This is a genomic window from Paenibacillus sp. YAE3 (assembly GCF_057546105.1).
Window position 1 is genome coordinate 185,750 of record NZ_BAAIYF010000002.1, and the last position, 22,001, is coordinate 207,750.

The 22,001-nt window shown below is 52.8% G+C and carries 20 protein-coding genes and 1 riboswitch; of the genes, 4 read left to right on the forward strand and 16 right to left on the reverse strand.

Features of this window, described 5'->3' with window-relative positions:
* Positions 1-122: 122 nt before the first annotated feature.
* Positions 123-1,205 carry a tyrosine recombinase XerS gene (gene xerS / locus AC27KL_RS03700; RefSeq protein WP_339324547.1) on the forward strand — a complete coding sequence of 361 codons (1,083 nt, stop codon included), beginning with the start codon at positions 123-125 and terminating at the stop codon, positions 1,203-1,205.
* 134 nt (positions 1,206-1,339) lie between these two features.
* On the opposite strand, the gene mobB is transcribed toward xerS, so the two are convergent.
* From mobB to AC27KL_RS03735, 7 genes are all read right to left on the reverse strand, one after another.
* A complete protein-coding gene (mobB, locus tag AC27KL_RS03705) occupies positions 1,340-1,858 on the reverse strand; it encodes a molybdopterin-guanine dinucleotide biosynthesis protein B (protein ID WP_487168902.1) in 519 nt (172 codons plus the stop codon).
* Positions 1,855-3,132 (reverse strand): molybdopterin molybdotransferase MoeA, encoded by a 1,278-nt coding sequence (locus AC27KL_RS03710; protein ID WP_487168903.1) that lies wholly within the window; start codon positions 3,130-3,132, stop codon positions 1,855-1,857. The genes mobB and AC27KL_RS03710 overlap by 4 nt, the downstream gene beginning before the upstream one ends.
* A 101-nt stretch (positions 3,133-3,233) precedes the next feature.
* Complete coding sequence (locus AC27KL_RS03715) at positions 3,234-3,998, reverse strand: DUF4247 domain-containing protein (RefSeq protein ID WP_339324544.1); 765 nt, start codon at positions 3,996-3,998, stop codon at positions 3,234-3,236.
* 10 nt (positions 3,999-4,008) lie between these two features.
* Complete coding sequence (locus AC27KL_RS03720; protein ID WP_339324543.1) at positions 4,009-4,515, reverse strand: DUF4178 domain-containing protein; 507 nt, start codon at positions 4,513-4,515, stop codon at positions 4,009-4,011.
* 50 nt (positions 4,516-4,565) lie between these two features.
* Entirely contained in the window at positions 4,566-4,970 is a 405-nt protein-coding gene (locus AC27KL_RS03725; protein WP_339324542.1) for a DUF350 domain-containing protein, read from the reverse strand.
* A 121-nt stretch (positions 4,971-5,091) separates the two neighbouring features.
* On the reverse strand, positions 5,092-5,760 hold the full coding sequence (locus tag AC27KL_RS03730; RefSeq protein ID WP_036711989.1) for a PspA/IM30 family protein: 669 nt from the start codon (positions 5,758-5,760) through the stop codon (positions 5,092-5,094).
* A gap of 102 nt (positions 5,761-5,862) precedes the next feature.
* Positions 5,863-6,885, reverse strand: coding sequence for an NADH:flavin oxidoreductase/NADH oxidase (locus tag AC27KL_RS03735; RefSeq protein ID WP_339324541.1), 1,023 nt, complete (start codon positions 6,883-6,885; stop codon positions 5,863-5,865).
* Positions 6,886-7,102: 217 nt separating this feature from the next.
* Between AC27KL_RS03735 and AC27KL_RS03740 the strand changes: the two genes are divergently transcribed.
* The gene (locus tag AC27KL_RS03740; protein WP_339324540.1) at positions 7,103-7,924 is read left to right on the forward strand and encodes a polysaccharide deacetylase family protein; all 822 of its coding nucleotides are present in this window, start codon (positions 7,103-7,105) and stop codon (positions 7,922-7,924) included.
* Positions 7,925-8,011: 87 nt separating this feature from the next.
* On the opposite strand, the gene AC27KL_RS03745 is transcribed toward AC27KL_RS03740, so the two are convergent.
* From AC27KL_RS03745 to AC27KL_RS03760, 4 genes are all read right to left on the reverse strand, one after another.
* The gene (locus AC27KL_RS03745; protein WP_445164766.1) at positions 8,012-8,668 is read right to left on the reverse strand and encodes a 3D domain-containing protein; all 657 of its coding nucleotides are present in this window, start codon (positions 8,666-8,668) and stop codon (positions 8,012-8,014) included.
* A gap of 7 nt (positions 8,669-8,675) precedes the next feature.
* Positions 8,676-8,830: riboswitch (cyclic di-AMP (ydaO/yuaA leader) on the reverse strand.
* Positions 8,831-9,011: 181 nt separating this feature from the next.
* Positions 9,012-9,734 (reverse strand): amino acid ABC transporter ATP-binding protein, encoded by a 723-nt coding sequence (locus tag AC27KL_RS03750; protein ID WP_339324539.1) that lies wholly within the window; start codon positions 9,732-9,734, stop codon positions 9,012-9,014.
* Entirely contained in the window at positions 9,721-10,380 is a 660-nt protein-coding gene (locus AC27KL_RS03755; RefSeq protein WP_445164765.1) for an amino acid ABC transporter permease, read from the reverse strand. The genes AC27KL_RS03750 and AC27KL_RS03755 overlap by 14 nt, the downstream gene beginning before the upstream one ends.
* A 160-nt stretch (positions 10,381-10,540) precedes the next feature.
* On the reverse strand, positions 10,541-11,347 hold the full coding sequence (locus AC27KL_RS03760) for a transporter substrate-binding domain-containing protein (RefSeq protein WP_339324538.1): 807 nt from the start codon (positions 11,345-11,347) through the stop codon (positions 10,541-10,543).
* A gap of 313 nt (positions 11,348-11,660) precedes the next feature.
* On the opposite strand from AC27KL_RS03760, the gene AC27KL_RS03765 reads away from it, so the two are divergent.
* Positions 11,661-13,412 (forward strand): alpha-glycosidase, encoded by a 1,752-nt coding sequence (locus tag AC27KL_RS03765; protein ID WP_339324537.1) that lies wholly within the window; start codon positions 11,661-11,663, stop codon positions 13,410-13,412.
* A gap of 74 nt (positions 13,413-13,486) precedes the next feature.
* On the opposite strand, the gene glgA is transcribed toward AC27KL_RS03765, so the two are convergent.
* Positions 13,487-14,923, reverse strand: a complete 1,437-nt coding sequence (gene glgA, locus AC27KL_RS03770) for a glycogen synthase GlgA (RefSeq protein WP_339324536.1) — start codon at positions 14,921-14,923, stop codon at positions 13,487-13,489.
* Positions 14,920-16,959 carry a 1,4-alpha-glucan branching protein GlgB gene (gene glgB, locus AC27KL_RS03775; RefSeq protein ID WP_487169135.1) on the reverse strand — a complete coding sequence of 680 codons (2,040 nt, stop codon included), beginning with the start codon at positions 16,957-16,959 and terminating at the stop codon, positions 14,920-14,922. Before glgB ends, glgA begins: the two co-directional genes overlap by 4 nt.
* Positions 16,960-17,168: 209 nt before the next feature.
* Here glgB and AC27KL_RS03780 point away from each other — a divergent pair, with 209 nt between their 5' ends.
* Positions 17,169-18,389, forward strand: coding sequence for a glucose-1-phosphate adenylyltransferase (locus AC27KL_RS03780; RefSeq protein ID WP_487168904.1), 1,221 nt, complete (start codon positions 17,169-17,171; stop codon positions 18,387-18,389).
* A 109-nt stretch (positions 18,390-18,498) separates the two neighbouring features.
* Here the strand turns inward: AC27KL_RS03780 and AC27KL_RS03785 are convergent, their stop codons facing one another.
* The 3 genes from AC27KL_RS03785 to AC27KL_RS03795 are packed head-to-tail and all read right to left on the reverse strand — an operon-like array spanning position 18,499 to position 21,984.
* Complete coding sequence (locus tag AC27KL_RS03785) at positions 18,499-19,950, reverse strand: HAMP domain-containing sensor histidine kinase (protein WP_487168905.1); 1,452 nt, start codon at positions 19,948-19,950, stop codon at positions 18,499-18,501.
* On the reverse strand, positions 19,947-20,645 hold the full coding sequence (locus AC27KL_RS03790; protein ID WP_036711982.1) for a response regulator transcription factor: 699 nt from the start codon (positions 20,643-20,645) through the stop codon (positions 19,947-19,949). Before AC27KL_RS03790 ends, AC27KL_RS03785 begins: the two co-directional genes overlap by 4 nt.
* Positions 20,638-21,984, reverse strand: a complete 1,347-nt coding sequence (locus AC27KL_RS03795) for a hypothetical protein (RefSeq protein ID WP_339324533.1) — start codon at positions 21,982-21,984, stop codon at positions 20,638-20,640. The genes AC27KL_RS03790 and AC27KL_RS03795 overlap by 8 nt, the downstream gene beginning before the upstream one ends.
* Positions 21,985-22,001 lie beyond the last annotated feature (17 nt).

The window sequence follows — 22,001 nt, forward strand, 5'->3', positions numbered from 1 at the left end:
TGGCCGCCGCGGAGCAAGGTGAACCATTTTTCCCGATCTTTCAAGCGCCTTGCAAGCCGCCCGAACGGATCCTATGGTAAAATAATCTTGTGAAGACCAACTAGACTCGAGGTGATGCCCGCATGAACGTACAAAAAGAAATCGACCGGATCAAGCTTGACGAAAAAGTACTGGGCATGCCGTGGTTTGTCCAGCAGTTTATCGACTACAAGCTGCCGGATCTGTCCCCCTCCACGCTTCTCGAATATGTGAGGGACTATGAAACGTTTTTTGGCTGGTTGCGTTCCGAAGGGCTTTCGAGCGCATCGGACAACAAAGGCGTTACGCTGCAGGAGCTGGAAGTGCTCCGGATGGAGAACGTCACCAGCTACCGGATTTTTCTGGCGACCAAACGGGAAGGGGCCAATTCCCGCATAACCGTGTCCCGGAAGCTTTCCTCCCTCCGATCGTTATTTCATTATTTAAGCCAAATTGCGGAGGACGAGGAGTTTTATCCTTTGCTGAAACGAAACATCATGGCAAAAATCGAAATCAAACGGATCCACAAACCGAAAGATACCGCCGCCAAGCTGAAAGGCAAAATTCTCGAAGAAGACGAGCTGCTCGAGTTTATCGGCTACATTCTCGAAGGCTACGCCAAGGACGTTGAAAACAATAAACAGGCGCTGTATGCCCATGAGCTGAACAAAGAACGGGATGCCAGCATTACGAGCCTCATTTTGAATTCCGGCCTGCGGGTGTCCGAGGTCGTGAACTTGAACGTGGACGATATCGATTTGAACAACAAAATGCTGTACGTTTACCGCAAGGGCAACAACGACGAAACCTTCAAAACCCCGGTTTATTTCCGGGAGCAAGCCAAAGACGATTTGATGGCCTACCTGAATCTGCGGCAAACCCGCTATAAGGCGCCCAAAAAAGAAAAAGCGCTGTTCCTCGCTCTCGCCAACGGCCAAAACGAAGGCAGACGCATGACGAAACGGGCGATCCAGGCGATGATCATCAAATACGCCAAACGGTTCGGCAAACCTTATTTAACGGTCCATAAGCTCCGCCATTCTTTTGCCACGGACTATTACTTGCAAAACGACATTTACAAAACGAAGGAACAGCTCGGGCACGCTTCGACCGAAACGACCGAAGTATACGCCCATCTGACCGACAAAACGATGTCCGAAGCCATTGAACGGCGCGTGGATGCTTGATCCGTATATCAAAAAAAGGGAGAACCTTAACAACAGGTTTTCCCTTTTTTCAGCTAGCCAAATACCTCGTGAATGGACGAGCCACTGCCCGATATCTAGTTTGGATACCCCCACACCAACCAACGAATCGGCAATCAAGCCGGATCGGTGACCTGCCGGATAACCCAATCGGCGATCCCCGCATGATCGTCTTTGCCAAACCGCACAAGATGTTCGCGAGGTTCCCCGGCCGGGAATACCTGCGCCTCCGGCAGCCAACTGACGACGCCCGCTACGTTTTCCAACTCCCAAATCAGCTCCGTATCTTCGGCTCTTCTTACCATGACAAGCTTGGGATAACGCTCCTTCTTGAAGCCTTCCACCAGAATGACCTCATAGCCGCCAAAATCTTCGATGAGCTTCTCCAAAGACGTTTCTTCTTCGCGGATGACCGCCGTTTGCCGCGGGGACACGAGCGCGATCGCCGCTGCCCCCGCGGCCCGGTGGCGGTAGGAATCGGTGCCCGGATGATCCATTTCGAAATCATGGGCGTCATGTTTGATGACCGCCACGCGGCGGCCCTCCGCCTTCAGCCTTTCGACCAGCGCGCAGACGAGCGTCGTTTTGCCGCTGTTTTTGTAGCCGACGATTTGGCACACAAACGGTTTTTTCACAGCCTGTTTCCTTTCAGCATCAATATGTTCACCTTCGAGCCTGCAGGCGTCGCCTCTTTGGCCGGCGGAACGACGATAAGGCAATCGCTGTCCTTGATCGTCACCATGACGCTCGATTCGTCGACCGCTGCCGGTATGGCGTACAACACGCCGTCCCTGGCTTCAACTCTCCCCCGAACGTAACGCGTAAAAGCGTTCACTTTCGTATAGTCGCGGTCCAGCACCGCCGTCCATTCCGTAAGATAAGGCTGCTCGCTTCCCAGCGCCTGCTGGATGAATGGCCGCACAAACAGCTCAAAGCCGACGAAACACGCCCCGGGATTGCCGGATAGGGCAAACAAAAGCTTTCCGTTTTTCACCGCAGCCGTCGTGACGCTTCCGGGACGCATCGCGATTTTGTTATACAGCATGTCCACGCTGCCGCTCCGCACGAAGTCGCCCATGATATCGTAGTCGCCGACGGACACGCCGCCGCTTGTCACGACCGCGTCATATTCCTGCAGCGCTTTTTCCACCTTGGCTTTGGCAAGCGGGAGCTCGTCCATGACGGCTTCCAATATAAACGGCTCGCCACCGGCCGCGCGCACCTGGGAGGCTAACATATACGTATTGCTGTTGCGGATTTTTCCCGGCTGAAGCGGCTCGTCCACGGTTAAGAGTTCGGAGCCGGTCGAAAAAATGGCGATGCGCGGTTTCCGATAGACGGGCACCCGATGAACGCCAAACGAAGCGAGCACCGAAATTTCGCCGGCCTGGATCCGGCGTCCGGGACGGAGCAGGATCTCCCCTTCCTGCACTTCAAAGCCGATCGGCGTCACGTTTTTCCCGGGTTCGATGCTTCGCTTGAGTCCCATTTGCACCCGTCCCCCATGTTCGCGAAGCTCGGTCATTTCCAGCATCACCACCGCATCCGCGCCTTCCGGCACCTGGGCTCCCGTCATGATGCGGGCCGCGGTTCCCGGCGTGATCGTTTTCCCGGAGACGGAGCCGCAAGGGATCTCGTCGATGACGTCCAGCCAGACCATTCGATCCGAGCCGGCGCTTGCCGTATCCTCCGATCGGACGGCGTACCCGTCCATGCCGGAACGGCGGAAACGCGGAAACGGATGCGGGGCCCGGATTTCCTCCGCCAAATACCGGCCATCGCTTTCTTCCAAAGGAACCGTTTCGATGGGACCGGGTTTCCCGTACGCCGCGAGCAATTGCTGGGCGGCCTTGACTTGCAGCGGTTTGCGATGGAATTTATCGCGTTCGTCTTTCGTTTGCATGTTCATGTCGTAAAACACCTTCCTCTTCTCGTTCACCCAATACACTCATGCCTCTATCATGACACAAAAAAACGCACGAATCCATGCTTCGTGCGTTGCTTTTCCCGTCATCTCCGCGACCTTCGCGTTATTTTTCCCGAACCGACCCTCGTTTTCGGCTTGGTGTACGACTTTTTCGGTGATTCAAACAAGCCGCCCGACCCGCCTCCGCGGGATATTTTCCCCCTCGATGGGGTGGTCGAATCCGGTTTGCGGTCAAAGATGCTGCCCCCCGAGCCGACGCTCGAATCCCCTCCGCTCGAACCCCGGCGGAAGATCGAACCCTTTTTCTCCACCGTCAGCGGAGGCGCTACCTTTTTGTCGCTGGAAGTCGGGGCGTGGTACGTCCCTTGCTTCGGCTGGTAAATGTCGCGGCTGGAATACCCCCGGTATCCACCGCCCCCGCCGAACGAGTCGAATAGATGCCCGATGAGCGCTGCCGTCAGATAACCCTGCAGGAAGCTTGAATCGTAGTTTTTCTGGACGTATTCCTGGGAATCCACTTCGATCAGCGTGTCGGTTGCCTTTTTGGGATCCTTTTGCAGATGATAATAATCATGGCCGTAAACGAGAAACATGTGCTCGGCGTCCTCTTTGGACATTTGGTCCGGCGTTTTCTCGTCCGATAGTTCCTTCGCTACTTCCGGGACGGTTTTATCCGCTGCGCGGTATACGTACGAGGTCGCATTGCCGCTTCGGTTCACCGATTCCAAAGGATACGTTTCCTTCACGTTCGGAGCGCCGATTCCGCACCCGGTCAAAAGCGACATGACAAGGCTGATGACAAGCAGGATTTTCAAGCTGAGCAGCGACCGCCCGTGTCGTCCTTTCATACGATCACTCCTAATTGGCCCGGATGACCCTTACGTCTCCCGGCAGCACTTTCTCTCCTTCGTAAAGCATGAAACGCCCGTTCTGCCATTCGATCCGCACCAGCCGGTAATCGTCCGATTGGTACTGCCAAACGTGTTGCGCTCCGCTTTGGGTAAACGGCGTTTTGCCGCTGATCATGACATGGCCTTCGTATTCTTCTTCCAGATAAAAAACGTTGTCGTCCAATTCCAGCTCAGTCGGAACCTCGCTCGGATTGTCGAGCCGTCCGTCGAGCGGACTGTACAGCGCATACTGCAGCGTTTCGCGCTCTTCGATGTGCAAATACATGATGGTGTTGCCGTCCTGAAGCGTAAGAACAACGGCGTTGCGTCCGCGGTTATGGACCCTTCCCGTCACTTCGTACGTCACCAGGGACACTTCGCAAATATCCCCCGGCATCAGGGAAAGCATGCTTTTTTCCGCTTTCGGCGGCTCGGGTTTGGCAAACAGGTTGCCGATACGTTTAAATACGCTCATAATGTGATAACTCCTTACGTTCCATACTTAGTCTGCGACGAAACTCTAAATTATAGGCAGGCGGTAATAATTAACGCCCCCACCAGATGGAGCGAACCTGCAAACAAGCCGTAACCGATCTTTCCCTGCTGCGTGCCGACGTCCAGCTCCAGTTTGGCCCATACCCGGAGAAGCACCCGGACGATGGCCTCCAATACAAGCAAGATCAGGAACGAAATGATGGAAACCATGATGGCATCCAGCAAATTGTTGGATGTGCTAATGGACGCGGACAAAATGTAACCTTGCGCAAGCAGCTTCAGCACAAGTCTTGTCGTCACCGCCATGTTGCCCGCCTTGACTTCCTCAAAGTCCTTGTATCTCGTGAACAGCGAGTCCACAAACATAAGAATAAACAGGAGCAGGGCTCCGGATCCTGTCCAAACGAGGATCGCCATAATCGTGTTAAAATCCATTGACACGTGCCTCCACAGGTCAGCTTTTTTCGTTGTTACAACAGAGCAGCGAAGGGGGACATGGATGGTGCACAATCCCCTTCGCTGCTTTTACAAACTTACGCTTCAATTACGGACGGTATTACTTGTTTTCGTATTGTTTCATCAGAGCGGCAAGCTCGTCTTCCACGGCTTTGTCTTTGCCGAGCTGTTCGAACTCGTCGTCAAGGGATTTGCCTTTGGAGGACATTTCGTTGCTTGCTTCGGCTTGCGCCTCCATTTGCAGCATTTTTTCTTCCATGCGCTTCATGCCGCTTGTAGCGCTGTCCGTGCTGAAGCCCTGCATCGCTTTGTTGATTTCGGTTTGCGCTTTCGCTGCGTTATAACGGGCTACCAGCGTCTCGCGCTTGTTTTTCATTTCGGTCAGCTGTTTGCGCATTTCGTCCAGCTTGTTCCGAAGGTTGTCGGCAGCAGCTTTGTTTTGGTCGTAGCTTGCTTTGTATTCCGCCATTTTTTGTTCCGCGGCTTTCTTTTCTTCCAGGGCGCGGCGCGCCAGTTCCACGTTTTGGGCCTGTGCGGCCGTATGGGCTTGCTGGGTGCGCTTTTCGACGAGCGCTTGTTGTTCTTCGTAGAGCTGCTTGAATTTTTTCTCGATCGCGATTTGCGCGGCTACCGCTTTCTCCGCATCCTCAAGATCTTCCGTCATATCGCGGATGTATTGGTCGGTCATTTTCACCGGATCTTCCGCTTTATCGATAATAGCGTTAATGTTGGACATCGTCAGGTCGCGTAATCTTTTAAAAATTGCCATCGTGTCATTTCCTCCTAAAAGGTTTGAGTTTGTTCTTTATGATATTCTTTTACGGCGCAAAACCGAAGTCGTTTCAAAAATCGAAAAAAATTTTTTCGCTTCTCAGAAACCGCGAAGGTACTGTTTCGGAATTTTGGCGCTGCCCTCCAGCGCCTGCGAAGCATGCAACGCCCAATAAGGGTCCTTCAGCATGCCGCGGCCGACCGCGACCAAATCCGCCTGCCCGTTCAGCACCACGTTCTGGGCATCCTCGAAACCTTCAAGCCGTCCGACGGCAATGACCGGCACGTTCAGCTTTTCCTTCAGCTGTTCGGCCAGATTCACTTGGTAACCGGGACCGGATTTCGGCCCTCCGTTGGAACCGACCGGACCTTCCCCACCGGACGACACGTGAAAAATATCCACTCCCGCATCCCGGTACCGGCGGCATACTTCGGCAATGTATTCTATGCCGTATCCCCCGTCGACGTACTCCTGCGCAGAAACGCGCATAATGACGGGCATCTCTTCGGGCACCGCCTCCTTGACGGCTTTGACGACCTCCTCGCCAAAAAGGGGCAAATCCTGCCCGTAGGCATCATCGCGCCGGTTCGTCAGCGGCGAATGGAATTGATGGATCAGATACCCGTGCGCGCCGTGGATTTCAACCGTGTCGAAGCCCGCTTCCACGGCCCTTCTCGCAGCTTCCTTATAAGCCTGCACAAGTTCCTTCACTTCTTCGGTGGTCAGCGCCCGCGGGGTGCGGTATTTCTCGTCAAAACGGATCGCGGAAGGCGCTACCGGCGGGTTCGCGTCTTCGGCTTTTCGTCCGGCGTGCCCCAGCTGAATGCCGATCCGCGTGCCGTACGTATGTACTTCGTTTACGATTTTGCGGTATGCGGGGATCTGCTCGTCGCTCCAAATTCCCGTATCCCGGTTCGTGATGCGCCCATCCGGATGCACTGCCGTCATCTCGACGATGATCAGTCCTGTTCCGCCGACCGCCCTGGAAACATAATGCACAAAATGCCAGTTGTTAGGAACGCCATCTTCAGCCTGTACCGAATATTGGCACATCGGAGGCATCACGATCCGATTTTTTAATGACAATCCCTTTAATACGTAAGGTGTAAATAAATCCGCCATGCTTAAGTCTCCTTTCAGCGAGCTTTAGTCTTGTGGTTATGCCTATATCTTGCTCAACAGGACAAGTTTGCACACATTATTATACACCTTCGGCCCGGAATGTTGGCAATATGCGGCATGGATTTGGCCCATCCATCATAATTCCTTCCAATTCGGGACATAACAGTAGAGACCGTTTCATTTATGAGCACACCGCCGAAAGGAGCCGATTACCGTTATGAGAAACGCCTATCTCGGCAAAGCCTGTTTGGGGCTGCTTCTGATCAGCCTCCTTTGCCCAGACCCCGGCCTTCAAGCGGCAAAGCTGACAGAACCCTCTCCCTCCCATCCCGCCAAGGAAACCGGCGCAACCAGCCGGGCGGAAAAAGGACAGGAGAACCAGACGCTGACCTTGGGTCAGCTGATCAAAAAATATCCGGATACGTTCAAAATCCACGGCCCCCGCGTCAAGCAAATCGCCCTCACGTTCGACGACGTCCCGGATCCCCGGTTTACGCCGCAGGTGCTCCGCATCTTGTCCGAAAACAAAGTGAAAGCGACGTTTTTTGTCGTCGGCAGCCGGGCCAAAAAACACCCCGACCTTGTCGCCCGCATCGTGCGGGAGGGACATGTCATCGGAAATCATTCCTACAACCATCCCCAGTTCCACAAGTTGACCATGTCCGAATACATGGACCAAATCATCCGAACGGAAAACATTTTGTACGGCCTGACCGGCTACAAGCCGAAGCTCATCCGGCCGCCTTACGGGGACATTACCGAAAGCCAGCTGCGCTGGGCTAAGCGGGAAGGATACAAAATCGTGAACTGGAACGTGGATTCGCTGGATTGGAAAGGCATCGGCAAAAACACCGTCAAAAAAAACATCATGACCGCGGCCGGGCAAGGCTCCATCATCCTGCAGCATGCCGGAGGCGGAAGCACTTCCGATTTGACCGGAACGATCGAAGCCTTGCCGGAAGTCATTCGCGAACTGAAGCAAAAGGGATACACGTTCGTGACCGTGCCGAAGCTGCTGAAAATCCAAAAAGACAAATGACGGCTTCAATCGCAAAACAGCCTCCGCGAATTCATCGCAGAGGCTGTTTTAGCGTTCCGGTATATTGGCAGATGACGGGATGCCATCTTATTTAATGAAATACAGTTCGACGTCCTGGAAACCGAAGTTGCTGACCGACTGAGGGCTTCCCGGCACGAAAATGTCGATGCGGTTGCCTTTGATCGCGCTGCCGGTATCGCTGGCCGTCGCCACGAATGCTTTTTTCGGAAGGCCCGGGAAGCTGTGCCCCGTTACGAGCACTTTCGTACCGAGCGGAATGACGGACGGGTCGACCGCGATCGTGCCGAGCTCCAAGGGGTTCCCGAAATAGTCGACGGCTCCCCATTTGCCGTTTTCGCTGGCGGCCGAGGAATATGCCGTCGCTTTGACTTTCAGCGTTTTGTTATAAGCGAAGGTCTTGCCCCAAGCTTCGACGACTTTTTCGCCGGAATCGACGTTAAGCGATGCTGAAATCGCCACCGGAGCAGGATCGGCATAGGCTTTCATCGTTTCGCTTGCAGGTATGTTCAGCTTCAATCCGGCGTAAATGTTGGTTGCCGGTATGTTCGGATTTGCGTTCATCAATTGGTTCAGGTTCACGCCGTATTGTTTCGAAAGCGTATAGTAAGTGTCGCCTTCCTTGGCTACATGGACGGAATCCGCATGGACCGGCACGGCCTGTACCGCCAATGCGATGCCAAGCGCCGCTGCAAAAAACTTCATTTTCATAAATCTCTTTTTCATAGTTCCTCCTTAAAATCCTTCATGCCTGCGAGGTTAGCTGTCGGGTTCGGATTGAGGAGACAACCCTACGATCGAATACGATTCACCCCAAGTGAACATGGTGATTCACGGTGGAAATGGTCCCCCGCACTTTTCGTTCCAAAGTTTTGGCTCATTCAATATATCACAATTTTGTAACCTGTGCGCATGAAAATGTTACCAAATTGCAATCTTCCACCAAAAAAGTGCCATTATCAAGGCGTTTTCGCGCAAAAAGATTTCAAAAAAAATGAAGCAAAAGTTACAATCGCACAAAAAAAGCCCCGGGCAGGAAACGAAGCCCGAAGCTTGAAATATGGGTTCTCTATAGTACCTTGCTCAAAAAGTCTTTGGTTCGCGGATTTTGCGGATTGTTGAACACCTCGGCAGGCGTTCCTTCTTCCATGATTTTACCGCCGTCCATAAAGATAATGCGGTCCCCGACCTCTCTGGCGAAGCCCATCTCGTGCGTCACGATGACCATCGTCATGCCGCCTTCGGCAAGCTTTTTCATGACCTCGAGCACCTCGCCGACCATCTCGGGATCCAGCGCCGACGTCGGTTCGTCGAACAGCATCACGTGAGGCTGCATGGCCAGCGCCCGCGCGATGGCGATCCGCTGCTTCTGCCCTCCGGAAAGCTGGGAAGGATAAGCATCCTTTTTGTCTTCCAGCCCGACGGTCCGCAGCAGGTCCATCGCGATTTTTTCAGCTTCGCCCTGCGGCATCTTTTTCACTTTGACCGGAGCCAGCGTAATGTTTTGCAGCACCGTTTTATGCGGGAACAGGTTAAACTGCTGGAACACCATGCCCATTTTTTCGCGGGTCAGGTTGATGTTATGCCGTTTTCCGGTGATCGACTCGCCTTCAAACATGATTTCGCCGCTCGTGGGAACTTCCAGCAAGTTCAGGCAGCGGAGGAAGGTGCTTTTCCCCGATCCGCTCGGGCCGATGACGACGACGACCTCCCCCTTTGCGATTTCGATGTCGACGCCTTTCAAAATCTCCAGTTTTCCGTACGATTTATGCAGATCTTTAACGGTGATCATCCGTTCTCAACCTCCTTTCGAACAAACCAAGCAGCTTGGAAAGCAAAAACGTCATGATGAAATAAATCACGGCGATGATCAGCAGCGGTTTAAGGTAATCATACGTGATGGTGTTGACGGCCCCGGCTTGATACATCAAATCGCCGACCCCGATAAAGGACACGATCGAAGATTCTTTGATAATGGTAATGAATTCGTTGCCGATCGCCGGCAGCACGCTTTTAACAGCTTGTGGAAGGACGATATGCCTCATCGTCATGGCTTTGCTCATCCCGAGCGAACGGGCGGCTTCGGCCTGCCCTTTGTCGACGCCTTGAATGCCCGCCCGAAAAATTTCCGCCAAATAAGCGGAGCTGTTGATCGTTAACGTAATCGCGCCCGACTCAATGGCTGAAAATTTGATGCCGAACGAGACGAGCCCGTAATGGATGATGAACAGCTGCACGAGCATCGGCGTTCCCCTCAAAAACTCAACCCAGATGGATCCGATGAAGCGAAGAACCCGAATCCGGGACATCCGCAGCAGCGAAACCAGCATGCCGAGTATAAAACCGCAAAAAACGCCGATGACCGCAAGCAGCAGCGTGTATTGAACTCCCGTGAAGAAATAGGAGCGATACGTCCAAAAAATATTAAAAATGTCCATGTAACGGTCTGTTCCTCCTTATATTACTGGGACCGGAGCTTATTAAGCAGCACGGAATCCCTCATAGATTCGACATGCCGCCGGCACCCCGGGGCAGAAAAAATAGCGGAAATGGCTTCCGCATATTTTTCCTCCGTGCCTATTTATTATGTCGCCGAATTTATTTTTGCGCGGCGAGGTCGCTTGCCTCGGATACGAATTGATCGATTTTGTTTTCCGATTTGAGGCGGTCCAGCGTTTTGTTGATCTGGTCGAGAAGCTCTTTGTTGCCTTTTTTCACGCCGATGGCATAACCGTCTTCTTCGTATTCCGGCACGGCTTCGGCAATCGTCAGACCTTTGACGTTTTTAATGAAAGCTTCCGCAACCGGCTTTTCCATGATAGACGCGTCGACGCGGCCGGAGTTCAGCTGCATGATGATGTCGTTGATTTTGCCGAGGCCGGTGATTTGGGCCCCAGGAATGGATTTGGCGATATCTTCCTGGATCGAACCGGTCTGGATGCCGAAGGATACGCCCTTAAGCGAGTCCATCGTTTTGTATTTGTCTTTGTCTGCTTCGCGGACGACGACGGCTTGCTGCGCTTTATAATAGTTGTTGGAGAAATCCACCTGTTTTCTGCGGGTTTCGTCCGGGGTCATCCCGGAAATGACGAAATCGACGCGGCCCGTGGACAATTCGCCGAGCAGCGCTTTGAAATCCATGTCCTTCACTTCCAGCGTCGCGCCCATGTCGGAGGCGATTTCTTTGGCGATTTCGATGTCAAAACCGACGATCTGGTCTTTGCCGTCAATCATTTTGTGGAATTCGTATGGCGGAAAATCGGCGCTTGTTCCGAGAACAATCGTTTTCCCTTCCGTTTTGCTGCCAGTTTGGCCGGCGTCCTGCTCGGACGATTTATTGCCGCAGCCGGCGATCAAACTTCCGGCCAACACCAGGCATACCGTTAAAATACCCCATTTTTTCATGATCTATCTCCCCTTGTTCTTTGTCTTTGTTTGATTGGATTAACGCTAGTATGGACTTGATGGCATGTCGCAATCAGCTTTCAGAAAACATGTTTTATCGTACAACAAACTGCATTTTTATGCAATGTATTTTCACGTAATTTCATCTAATTACAATATATTTCCAGACACTTGGACCTATCCGTTTCATTTCGACTTTAGATTGGTAATTAACCTACATGATACATTGCCGAATCATGCTTCGGAGCATACTACCGTTACGAGCGACCGCATGATTGGCAGCATATAGAGGATTTATTGGAGGTGCAGTGTCATGCTATTGGAGGCTTTATACCACGTGCCCCGCAACAAGTGGGCTTATGCTTACGATCCGCGGACCATTCATTTGAGATTCCGAACGAAAAAAAACGATGTGACTTCGGTCGTCGCAATGACCGGGGACAAATACGACTGGAAGGCCACCTATTTTGAAATTACGATGGACAAGGCGGCCTCCGACGAAATGTTCGATTATTGGGAGGCGGCGGTCAAACCCAAATACAAACGTTTATCTTACGGGTTCCGCATTTCGGCCGGCTCCGAAACGGTGTACATGGTCGACAGCGGCATTTACCGCAATTGTCCGCCTCCGCCGGGGGGATATTACGAATTCCCGTACATACATGAAATCGATGTGTTCAAAGTGCCGGATTGGGCCAAGGATGCCGTGTTCTATCAAATCATGCCCGAACGGTTCGCGAACGGCGACCCGCGCAACGATCCGCCGGGAACCGAAGCCTGGGGCGGCAAGCCGAAAACGGACAACTACTTCGGTGGAGACCTCCAAGGGGTGCTGGACCATCTGGACGATCTGGCGGATCTGGGCATTAACGCCATTTATTTTACGCCGCTGTTCAAGTCGCCGTCCAACCACAAATACGACATCGTCGATTATAAGCAGGTCGACCCGCACTTTGGGGACAATGAGCTGCTCAAGCGGGTGGTCGACGCATGCCACGCCAAAGGCATCCGGGTCATGCTCGACGCCGTGTTCAATCATTGCAGCGAGCAGTTCCCGCCGTTCCAGGACGTGATCCGAAACGGGGAAAAATCGAAATATAAGGACTGGTTCCATATCAACAAATTTCCGGTCCGGGTCGAAAACGGAATCGCGACGTACGATACCTTCGGCTTTTTCGGGAACATGCCGAAATTCAACACGGCCAATCCCGAAGTCAAAGCCTATTTGCTCGACGTGGCCGAATATTGGATCAAAGAAATCAACCTGGACGGCTGGCGCCTGGACGTCGCAAACGAAATCGACCATCATTTCTGGCGCGATTTCCGAAACGTGGTCAAAAAAGCGAATCCGGAGGCGTATATCGTCGGAGAAGTATGGAGCGATTCGCTCGCTTGGCTTATGGGCGACCAATTCGATTCGGTGATGAATTACCCGTTTGCCGACAAAGTGCTCGAATTTTTTAACGGCGGCATGGACGGCGCGGCTTTTTCCGATCGCATGAGTTCGCTTCTGATGCGTTATCCCCAGCAGACGAACGAGGTCGTTTTTAACATGCTGTGCAGCCATGACACGCCGCGTTTATTAACCCGGCTCGGCGGGGACAAACGAAAAATGAAGCTTTCCGTCGTGTTTCTTTTTACGTATATGGGGACGCCCTGCATCTTTTACGGCGATGAAGTCGGCCTTGCCGGCGACGGAGATCCGGACTGCCGCAAATGCATGATTTGGGAAAAGGACAAGCAGGACCGCGACCTATACGATTTCTACAAATTGATGATCGGTCTCCGCAAAACCCATAAGGCGCTGCGCGAAGGCAGATTCCGGTTCCTCAAAGCCGAGCCGGGAAACCCGTGCATCATCTACGAACGCGCCGACGACCAGGATCATTTCACGATCTGGATGAACAATACGGCGCAAAAGCAAACGCTGTCGCATCCGATGGAGGCCACGGATTGGCAGGACGCGTTAAGCGGGGAAAAGGTCTCGCCCGAAAACGGCGTCATGAACGTGGCCCTGGATCCTTACGGGTACCGCATTTTATACCGGCGCATCGCCAAAAAGTAATTCGGCTGAACGAAAAAGAAGCGCCCGAAGTCTTGGATCAAGACTTTGAGCGCTCCTTTTTTTATCCGGCCGACCTAAGTTCCGATCGTCACGCGATCGTAGATTTCCTGGTAAGCCCGGGCCGATACGTTCCAGCTGTAATCGCCGCTGACGGCGTTTTTGACGATTTGGCTCCAGTGCCGGGGCTGCCGGTAAAACGACACCGCCCGGCGGATCGTGTGCATCATGTCATGGGCGTTGATATGGGCGAAGCTGAAGCCGTTCCCTTCCCCCGTATATTCATTGTAGGCCTGCACCGTGTCATTCAGTCCGCCCGTTTCCCGGACGATCGGAATGCTTCCGTACCGCAGCGCGAGCAGTTGGCTGATCCCGCACGGCTCAAAACTCGACGGCATCAGGAACATGTCGCTGGAGGCGTAAAATTTGCGCGATAGCGCCTCGCTGAACGTAATCCGGGCGGACATCTTTTGGGGGTGGCGCCGCTCCGCCTCCTTGAACCAATGCTCATATTTGCCGTCTCCGGTGCCCAGGATCACGAACTGGATGTCATCGAAAGTGAGCATTTCATCCAGCACCCGGATCACCAGCTCCAGGCCTTTCGGTTCCACCAAACGGGTCACCATGGCGATGAGGGGCGTATCGGCCGATACCGGCAAATCCAGCTCTTGTTGAAGCCGGATTTTATTTTCTTTTTTCTTGGCAAGGCTTGAACGGTATTGCTTGGCGATATGCGGATCGGTTGCCGGATTATAGCTTTTCGTATCGATCCCGTTCACGATCCCGCTAAGCTTCGGTCCCAATGCGCGCAGAAGCCCATCCAAACCGTAACCGTAATACGCGGTTTGGATTTCCCGGGCATACGTCGGGCTGACCGTCGTCACATGATCCGAATACACGATGCCGCCTTTCATGTAATTGACTTTTCCGTAATATTCGAGTCCATCCATCGTAAAATACCGGTCATCCAGCTCCAGCAGCTCTCCCAGTACTTCATACGGAAAAATGCCCTGGTAAAGCAGATTGTGGATCGTATATACCGTCCGGATGCCTTCGTAAAGGGGGTCATGCCTGTAATGGGCATGCAGCAGGACGGGAATGAGCGCCGTATGCCAGTCATGGCAGTGAATGACGTCGGGCCGGAAATCGATCGCCTGCAGCAGCTGCAACACCGCCCGGTTCAAAAAAGCGAACCTCTCCCCGTCATCCATGTAGCCGTATACGGCGTCGCGGCCGAAGTAATATTCGTTGTCCACGAAATAATAGGTGATGCCGTCGTGATTTAACGTTTCGATGCCGCAATATTGGCTTCGCCAGCCGACCGGAACGTAAATCTCGCCGACATGCTCCATTTGTTCCCTGTATTGTTCCGGGATGCCCCGGTATTTCGGAAGCACGACGCGGACATCCACCCCGTTTGCCGCAAGCGCTTGGGGCAATGCTCCGATCACGTCGGCCAACCCCCCGGTTTTGATGAACGGGACGGCTTCCGCGGCAGCAAATAATACGTTCATGCTTCGTTGTCTCCTTCCTCTGCCATTAAACTCTCGACAAGGGTCCGGCTTCCTTTTTTGCCGGTTTCGGGCTCTGGAATCGGCCTGGCGGCCTCAGCGCGGCGGTTTTGCCGCCTTCTCTTGGATGGGATGTTCCTGTCTTTCTTGGCGGCCGGTGCCCGCTTCAGAATGATCAGGCTCAGCGGCGCAAGCGTGAGCTCCAAGCTGTTTGGCTCATCATGCCAGGGGATTCGTTCCGACCGGATCGGGCCGTTGACCGATACGCCCTGCCCCCCGTACGTTTGATCTTCGCTTTGGAACAACGGAACATAAGTCCCGGGACGAGGAACGCCAATCCGGTAATGCTCGCGCCGTACGGGAAGAAAATTAATGAGGACGATGAGCGTGTCGGCTTGTTTTTTCCCTTTTCTCACAAAGGAAATGACGCTTTGCGAAAAATCGTGCGGACTGATCCACCGATATCCTTCGGGCTCATGATCCAGCTCCCACAGCGCCTTCTCCTGGAGATAGAGCCGGTTCAAGTCGGCCGCGTATTGCTGCAGCTGACGGTGTCTTTCGTACTCCAGCAGCAGCCAATCCAGCTCATGCTGGTCGCGCCATTCGATGAATTGGCCGAATTCGCCGCCCATGAACAGCAGCTTTTTTCCCGGATGCGTCATTTGATACCCGAGCAAAATGCGAAGTCCGGCGAACTGCTGGTCATAACTGCCGGGCATTCGGCCGAGCAGCGATTTTTTGCCGTGGACGACTTCGTCATGGCTCAGCGGTAAAGCAAAATTTTCCGAATAGGCGTAGGCGATCGGGAACGTCAGCAGGTTATGCTTCGACGGCCTTTGCTCAAAGGGGGCCTCGACGTAATCGAGCGTGTCGTTCATCCAGCCCATATTCCATTTGTAGTTGAATCCGAGCCCGTTTTCGCTGACCGGGGCCGTGACGCCCGGCCAAGCGCTGGACTCTTCGGCCATCATGAGCGTGTGGGGAAAATAGGCAAACACGGTTGTGTTCAGCTGCTGCAAAAAACGGATGGCCTCCAAATTTTCCACGCCGCCGCGTTCGTTGAGCGGAAACTGGCCTTCCTTTTTTTCGAAATCAAGCCGGATCATGCTGGTCACGGCATCCACGCGGAGTCCGTCGATATGGAATACGTCGAGCCAAAACAACGCATTGGAAATCAAAAAAGAACGGACCTCCGGTTTGCCGTAATCGAAGCTGAGCGTCCCCCAGCCGGGTTTTTCGGCCTTTAAAGGATCGGCGTATTCAAACAACGGCGTGCCGTCGAACATGCGCAGCCCGTGGGCGTCTTTCGTGAAGTGGGCGGGAACCCAGTCCAAAATGACCCCGATATCGGCCTGATGGCAGGCATCGACGAGATACATAAAATCATGCGGCGAACCAAAACGGCTCGTCACCGCGTAATACCCCGTGCATTGATACCCCCATGACAAGTCGTAAGGATGTTCGGCCAGCGGCATAAATTCCACGTGCGTATAGTTCATCCGTTTCAAATAAGGGATCAGCAGATCGGCGATTTCCCTGTACGAATACAGCGATCCGTCTTCCTTCCGCCGCCAGGTTCCCAGGTGCATCTCGTAAATGTTGACGGGCTTGGCGTACGGCCCTCTTTTTTTCCGCCGCCATGCCGCATCGCCCCATTCATATCCGCTGAGGTCCGTGACGACGGAAGCCGTTGCGGGACGAAGCTCCGCCTGAAAAGCATACGGATCCGCTTTGAGAAAACGTTCGCGATGCGGTCCCTCGATATCGAATTTGTAAAAAGTACCTGTCCCGATCCCCGGAAAAAAACGAGTCCAAATGCCCGAATCGGGTATCTTATGTAATGAATCCTTCGCTCCGTTCCAACCGTTGAAGTCGGAAGCCAGACCGACATGCCGCGCATGCGGAGCCCAGACGGTAAACCGGACGCCTTCCAGACCATCTTCCACAGCAGGATGAGCGCCCAATATTCTGTAACTGTGGTAGGAGGTCCCTTCATGGAATAAGTATATGTCTTTTTCTGTAGGCGCAGCCCCGGGCATCCCATTCGTTTTTGCCAATCAAGATCACCTTCTTTTATTAAAAAGAGTGGACGTGTACCATTACCCCATTGTAGCCAGATTAAACATAAAAATGACTTTTGAAAAATAAATTCGTAATTTTCCAAATTTTTTTCAATACAATTGTTTCAGATGGGCGAGGCCCCGTTTAAGCAGTAATTACCTTGACAAATTTTTGGGAGGGAAACGACATGAAAAAGAAAGAATGCATCGCCATGTTGCTTGCCGGGGGCGAGGGCCGCAGGCTGGCTCCTTTGACATCCAAACAGGCAAAGCCAGCCGTTCCTTTTGGCGGCCGTTACCGTATCATCGACTTTCCTCTCAGCAACTGCGTGAATTCGGGGATTGACACGATCGGTGTTCTCACGCAATATGAGGCGGAATCGCTTCACAACCACATTGGAGAAGGCGAACCTTGGGGCCTGAAGCGCAGCGGAGAAGACGGCATCACGCTTCTGCCTGCATCCAGTGCAAGCTCTGCGACATACTTAGGGACGGCAGACGCGATTTACAAAAATCTGGAATACATTGATCGCCAAAAGCCCGAACATGTCCTCGTCCTTTCGGGTGATCATATTTACCATATGGATTACAAAAAAATGCTCCGGTTCCATAAAGAGCAGCGTTCCGAAGCGACCATTTCGGTCATGGAGGTGCCTTGGGAGGAAGCGAGCCGCTTCGGCGTCATGAGCGTGGACGGAAATCACCGCATTTCCGAATTTGCCGAAAAGCCGGCCGTGCCGCAAAGCAATTTGGCTTCGATGGGCATCTATCTGTTTCAATGGGATTACCTCCGCCGCCATTTGATCGAAGATGCCGAGGATGCCCATTCCAGCCATGACTTCGGCAAAGACGTTATCCCGAAAATGCTTGCCGAACAGAACCGGTTGTTCGCTTACCGTTTTGACGGGTACTGGAAGGATGTCGGAACCGTTCACAGCCTGTGGGAAGCGCACATGGACTTATTGTCGGACGATAACGCATGGAAGCTCCACAACAGCGATTGGCCGATGTACACCCGCCCTTGGGCCGCAAAATCGGCTGGGCATCGCATGCGGGCCGGAGCGGCGGCGAACTGCCTCGTGTCCGAAGCTTCCTCCATCGACGGCACGGCCCATCAATCCGTTATTTTTTGCGGCGTCGAAATCGGAAAATACTCGGAAATCAAGGACAGCATCGTAATGCCGAACGTAAGAATCGGACGGAACGTCTACATCGAACGCGCCATTATCGGGGAAGGCGCCGTCATCAAGGACGGTACCATACTCAAAGGCTCTCCGGATCAGGTGTTTGTGGTAGGTCCTCACGAAACGGTGCTGCCCAAACCGACGATTCGTACACAGCCTGCCCGCCTTTTGCAGGAAGTATACGAAAAAACCGGGCGACTGCGTGCGGGAGGCTTATCTTCATAATATTCAAGCAAAGCCCAAAGCTTGTTTACTAATTTTCGCGAAGCTGCAAACAAGGAGAAAAAGCAAAAAGAGCGAGATCCATGGAAATGGATTTCGCTCTTTGCGGTTTTTATTCGTTCCGGGAGCCTTCCGGAAGCTGCGTTTGCGTTTCCTGCGCTTGGACCGCAGTTTCCTCCTCAAGCAATCTCGGCAAACGGACGACGATCGTCGTGCCCACGCCCAGCTCGCTTTGGATCAGCAGAATGCCGTGATGCAGCTCGACCAGCTGCTGCGAGATGGCCAGCCCCAGGCCCGTACCGCCATTCAGCGGATCGACCTGGAAAAACCGGTCCTTGACCTTCACCAAATGGTCTTCGCTGATGCCGATCCCCGTATCATGGACTTGAACGACGACGTTGTTGCCTTCGAACGTAACCTGCAAATCGATAAACGAATTTTCGTGCGAAAACTTGATGGCGTTGTCCACCAGGTTCAAAAATACCTGCTTAAGCCGGTTGGCGTCCCCTTCCACGAGTGGTTTGTCAACCGAATCGAGCCGAAGCTGAATAGAACGTTTTTCCGCTTTGGTCCACAAATTCAGCATGATCTCCTGGAGAAGCTCCTTCAAATCCACGCGGCCGAACACGACCTTCATCTCGTTTTGCTGCAGCTTCGAGAAATCGAGGATTTCTTCGACGAGGCCGATCAGGCGCTCAGTCTCTTTCGTGATGATTTCCATCCCGATTTTCGTTTCCTCCGGATCGTATCCGCCGGAATTGATCGTTTCGCTCCAGCCCTTGATGCTGGTGAGCGGCGTTCGCAGCTCATGGGAAATCGAGGAGATGAAATCGTCTTTTACCTGGTTGCTGCGTACGATCTCCTGCGCCATGTAGTTCAACGTCGAAGCGAGTTCGCCCAATTCGTATTTGTAGTCGCCTTTGATGCGGACGTTGAATTTGCCTTTGGCCATCTGCGCCGAAATCGCGGTGATCGTATTCAACGGCTTTACGATCGAGTTGGCAAGTCCCAGGCTGAAGGCAAGAACGAGCGCAAGGACCGCGGCGGCCACGCCGGTGGCGAGGAGCGTGACGTTCAGCAGCTTCTCGTTCACTCTTTCCAGCGAAGTGACGTATCGGACGATGTACGCGTCCTGCCCGTTCGTCTGCTCCATCTTCGACACGGCCATGACGTCTTCGCCCGTAATCGGCTGGCGGCCGACCCATCGCCCGATATTCCCCGATTGGGCTTGGGAAATGTCGCTTGTTTTGATCGACACGTCGGGCTGAAACTCCGAGGAGTTGATGAGGACCTCTCCCTGCGTATTCAAAATCTGCAGCTCCGTGAATTTCAATTTATAGTTGGAGAGCAGATTGGTCAAATCGGTCCTGCCGTCATCCGACGTGGTGATGAATTTCTGGTATTCCTCCATCAGCGTTATATGCTGCTTAATATGGCTGTATATGCTGTCATAATAATAGCTTCGTATCGCAAGCAAAAAAATGACTTCGGCCAGGAGCAGCGTCGAAAACACCACGATGAAGTAGTGCATCACGATCTGCCGGCGAATGCCTTTTTTGATCATTGTCCCTGACCCTTCCATTTATACCCATGACCCCAAACGGTCTGGAGGAATTCGGGTTCGGAAGGATTATCCTCGATCTTCTGGCGAAGACGGCGGATGTTGACGTCCACGATTTTCGGATCGCCCATGTAATCCTTGCCCCAAACGTGATCCAACAGCACATCCCGGCTGAGCGGGGTATTTTCTTTTTCCAGGAAAAATTGTACCAATGAAAATTCCGTCGGCGTAAGTTCAATCGTATGCCCGTTTTTCCGAAACTGCTTCGAAATCAAATCCAGCGAAAACGGTCCGGATTGGAAAGTGACCTTCGCGGACGTTTCGCGGTGAATGTTCACCCTGCGCAGCAGCGATTGGATTCTTGCAATCAGTTCCGTCGGGCTGAACGGCTTGCTGACATGGTCGTCCGCCCCTACCGACAGCGCGTACACCTTGTCCTGCTCCTGCACTTTGGCCGTCAGGAAAATGATGCCGAGGCGCTGGTTGGTCTCGCGGATCCGGCGGCATACCTCAAACCCGTCGATTCCCGGCACCATGACGTCAAGCAAGGCGATATCGATGTCCGGCGTATTCAGCAAAATATCCAGCGCTTCGTTACCGTTTGTCGCTTCCAGCACTTCAAATCCGTTGCGTTTCAAGTTGATCACGGTAAACCCGCGGATCGAATCTTCGTCTTCCAAAATTAAAACTTTACTCACTTTGCCTGTCCTTCCTTTCTATTGGCGGTACTTCGTCCTTGGACTTGTTTTTGTTGTTGTTCATGACGTCAAAGTCGAAGTTTTTCTTGTAACCGATGACTTTGCCGTTCGTCCGGTACAGGTACTTCCAGTCATCGCTCTGCTTATCCCATTCGCTTTGCGTGAAATATTTGATCTCCGCGATCGTTTTTCCGGTGTCCGTCGCCACGAACCGCAAATATTTGCCCAGCTGCGACTTGGTGTCCACCGTAATTTTGTTATGAAGCTGCGGAGGAAAATATCCGAAATCGAAATCATTTTTGAAATCGTGGAATTTTTCGGCCACGAACTTCAATCCGCTTTTGCCGTCCCATTGATAATACGCGTAAAAATACGGGACATCATCCTGATTCTTAAAATACGACCAGCCGACAGGCGGCTCCAGCAGCGGAATTTCGATGATCCCGTCGCCGTTGATATCCTCGCTGTACACCCGGTACATACGCAAGGTTTGATCCTCTTTCGGAAGCACCGATTTCAGTTTGCCGTCTTCCATCACGATAATGCTCGTAATCGAGGATTCTCCGACCGGGGAAAGCGAAGCGTCCAGCACGATGCCTTCCACGCTGTTTCCTTCTTGATCGGCGTACACCTTGCCTGCGGCAACGTTGTAGTAATTGTAAATGTACGGCTTCATCTCAAGCTTATCCAGTTCGATAAAACTGCCGTCCTTATATTGATACGTCGTTATGAAGTTGCTTTCCCCGCGTTTCAGGTTGACGACGGTCAAGTCATACAGGTGATCCCGGTTCATGTCGCTGATGACGTAATTGGTGTACGGAAGCTCGAGAATCCGTTCGACGTTTTTGCCGTTGTAGCTGTAAATGATGAGTCCGTTTTGCAGGTCCTCTTCGGTTTCGTTGTCGCTTTTCCCGGAAAAACCGGCGACGATGTCCATATGGCCGTCATTGGTCATGTCTTTGAAATATAAAGACTCGAGCACCTTGCCTTCGCCGTCAAACGTGGTTTGTTTTTCCCAAGCGTCGCCGATTTTTTTGAAAATCATGCCGTGAATGCCGATATTTTGCTCCGATGTCTCGTAAAATACGACGGCTTCGTTTACGCCGTCATTATCCAAATCCACGAAATGGATAATATTAGTATCCTCTTCCGCGTTGGCACGAATCAGGGTGGAGTTTTCCGGACGGTTCGCCTCGATAATCGAGCGCAATGATTCCTTTTCAGCCGAAAGCTCCGGCGTTTTCATCAGCTGCACCGGGTCGGTGATAAACGAGCAGCCGCTAAGCATCATCACCAGCAGCAAAGCAGCGGGAATATAAAACCAATTGCGTTTTACCAAACATGATCACTCTTTTC

Coding starts and splice junctions, on each gene's coding strand:
- xerS (WP_339324547.1), top strand. CDS start 123: ATGAACGTACAAAAAGAAATCGACCGGATCAAGCTTGACGAAAAAGTA.
- AC27KL_RS03710 (WP_487168903.1), bottom strand. CDS start 3,132: ATGAACATGCAAACGAAAGACGAACGCGATAAATTCCATCGCAAACCG.
- AC27KL_RS03715 (WP_339324544.1), bottom strand. CDS start 3,998: ATGAAAGGACGACACGGGCGGTCGCTGCTCAGCTTGAAAATCCTGCTT.
- AC27KL_RS03720 (WP_339324543.1), bottom strand. CDS start 4,515: ATGAGCGTATTTAAACGTATCGGCAACCTGTTTGCCAAACCCGAGCCG.
- AC27KL_RS03725 (WP_339324542.1), bottom strand. CDS start 4,970: ATGGATTTTAACACGATTATGGCGATCCTCGTTTGGACAGGATCCGGA.
- AC27KL_RS03730 (WP_036711989.1), bottom strand. CDS start 5,760: ATGGCAATTTTTAAAAGATTACGCGACCTGACGATGTCCAACATTAAC.
- AC27KL_RS03735 (WP_339324541.1), bottom strand. CDS start 6,885: ATGGCGGATTTATTTACACCTTACGTATTAAAGGGATTGTCATTAAAA.
- AC27KL_RS03740 (WP_339324540.1), top strand. CDS start 7,103: ATGAGAAACGCCTATCTCGGCAAAGCCTGTTTGGGGCTGCTTCTGATC.
- AC27KL_RS03745 (WP_445164766.1), bottom strand. CDS start 8,668: ATGAAAAAGAGATTTATGAAAATGAAGTTTTTTGCAGCGGCGCTTGGC.
- AC27KL_RS03750 (WP_339324539.1), bottom strand. CDS start 9,734: ATGATCACCGTTAAAGATCTGCATAAATCGTACGGAAAACTGGAGATT.
- AC27KL_RS03755 (WP_445164765.1), bottom strand. CDS start 10,380: ATGGACATTTTTAATATTTTTTGGACGTATCGCTCCTATTTCTTCACG.
- AC27KL_RS03760 (WP_339324538.1), bottom strand. CDS start 11,347: ATGAAAAAATGGGGTATTTTAACGGTATGCCTGGTGTTGGCCGGAAGT.
- AC27KL_RS03765 (WP_339324537.1), top strand. CDS start 11,661: ATGCTATTGGAGGCTTTATACCACGTGCCCCGCAACAAGTGGGCTTAT.
- glgA (WP_339324536.1), bottom strand. CDS start 14,923: ATGAACGTATTATTTGCTGCCGCGGAAGCCGTCCCGTTCATCAAAACC.
- glgB (WP_487169135.1), bottom strand. CDS start 16,959: ATGCCCGGGGCTGCGCCTACAGAAAAAGACATATACTTATTCCATGAA.
- AC27KL_RS03780 (WP_487168904.1), top strand. CDS start 17,169: ATGAAAAAGAAAGAATGCATCGCCATGTTGCTTGCCGGGGGCGAGGGC.
- AC27KL_RS03785 (WP_487168905.1), bottom strand. CDS start 19,950: ATGATCAAAAAAGGCATTCGCCGGCAGATCGTGATGCACTACTTCATC.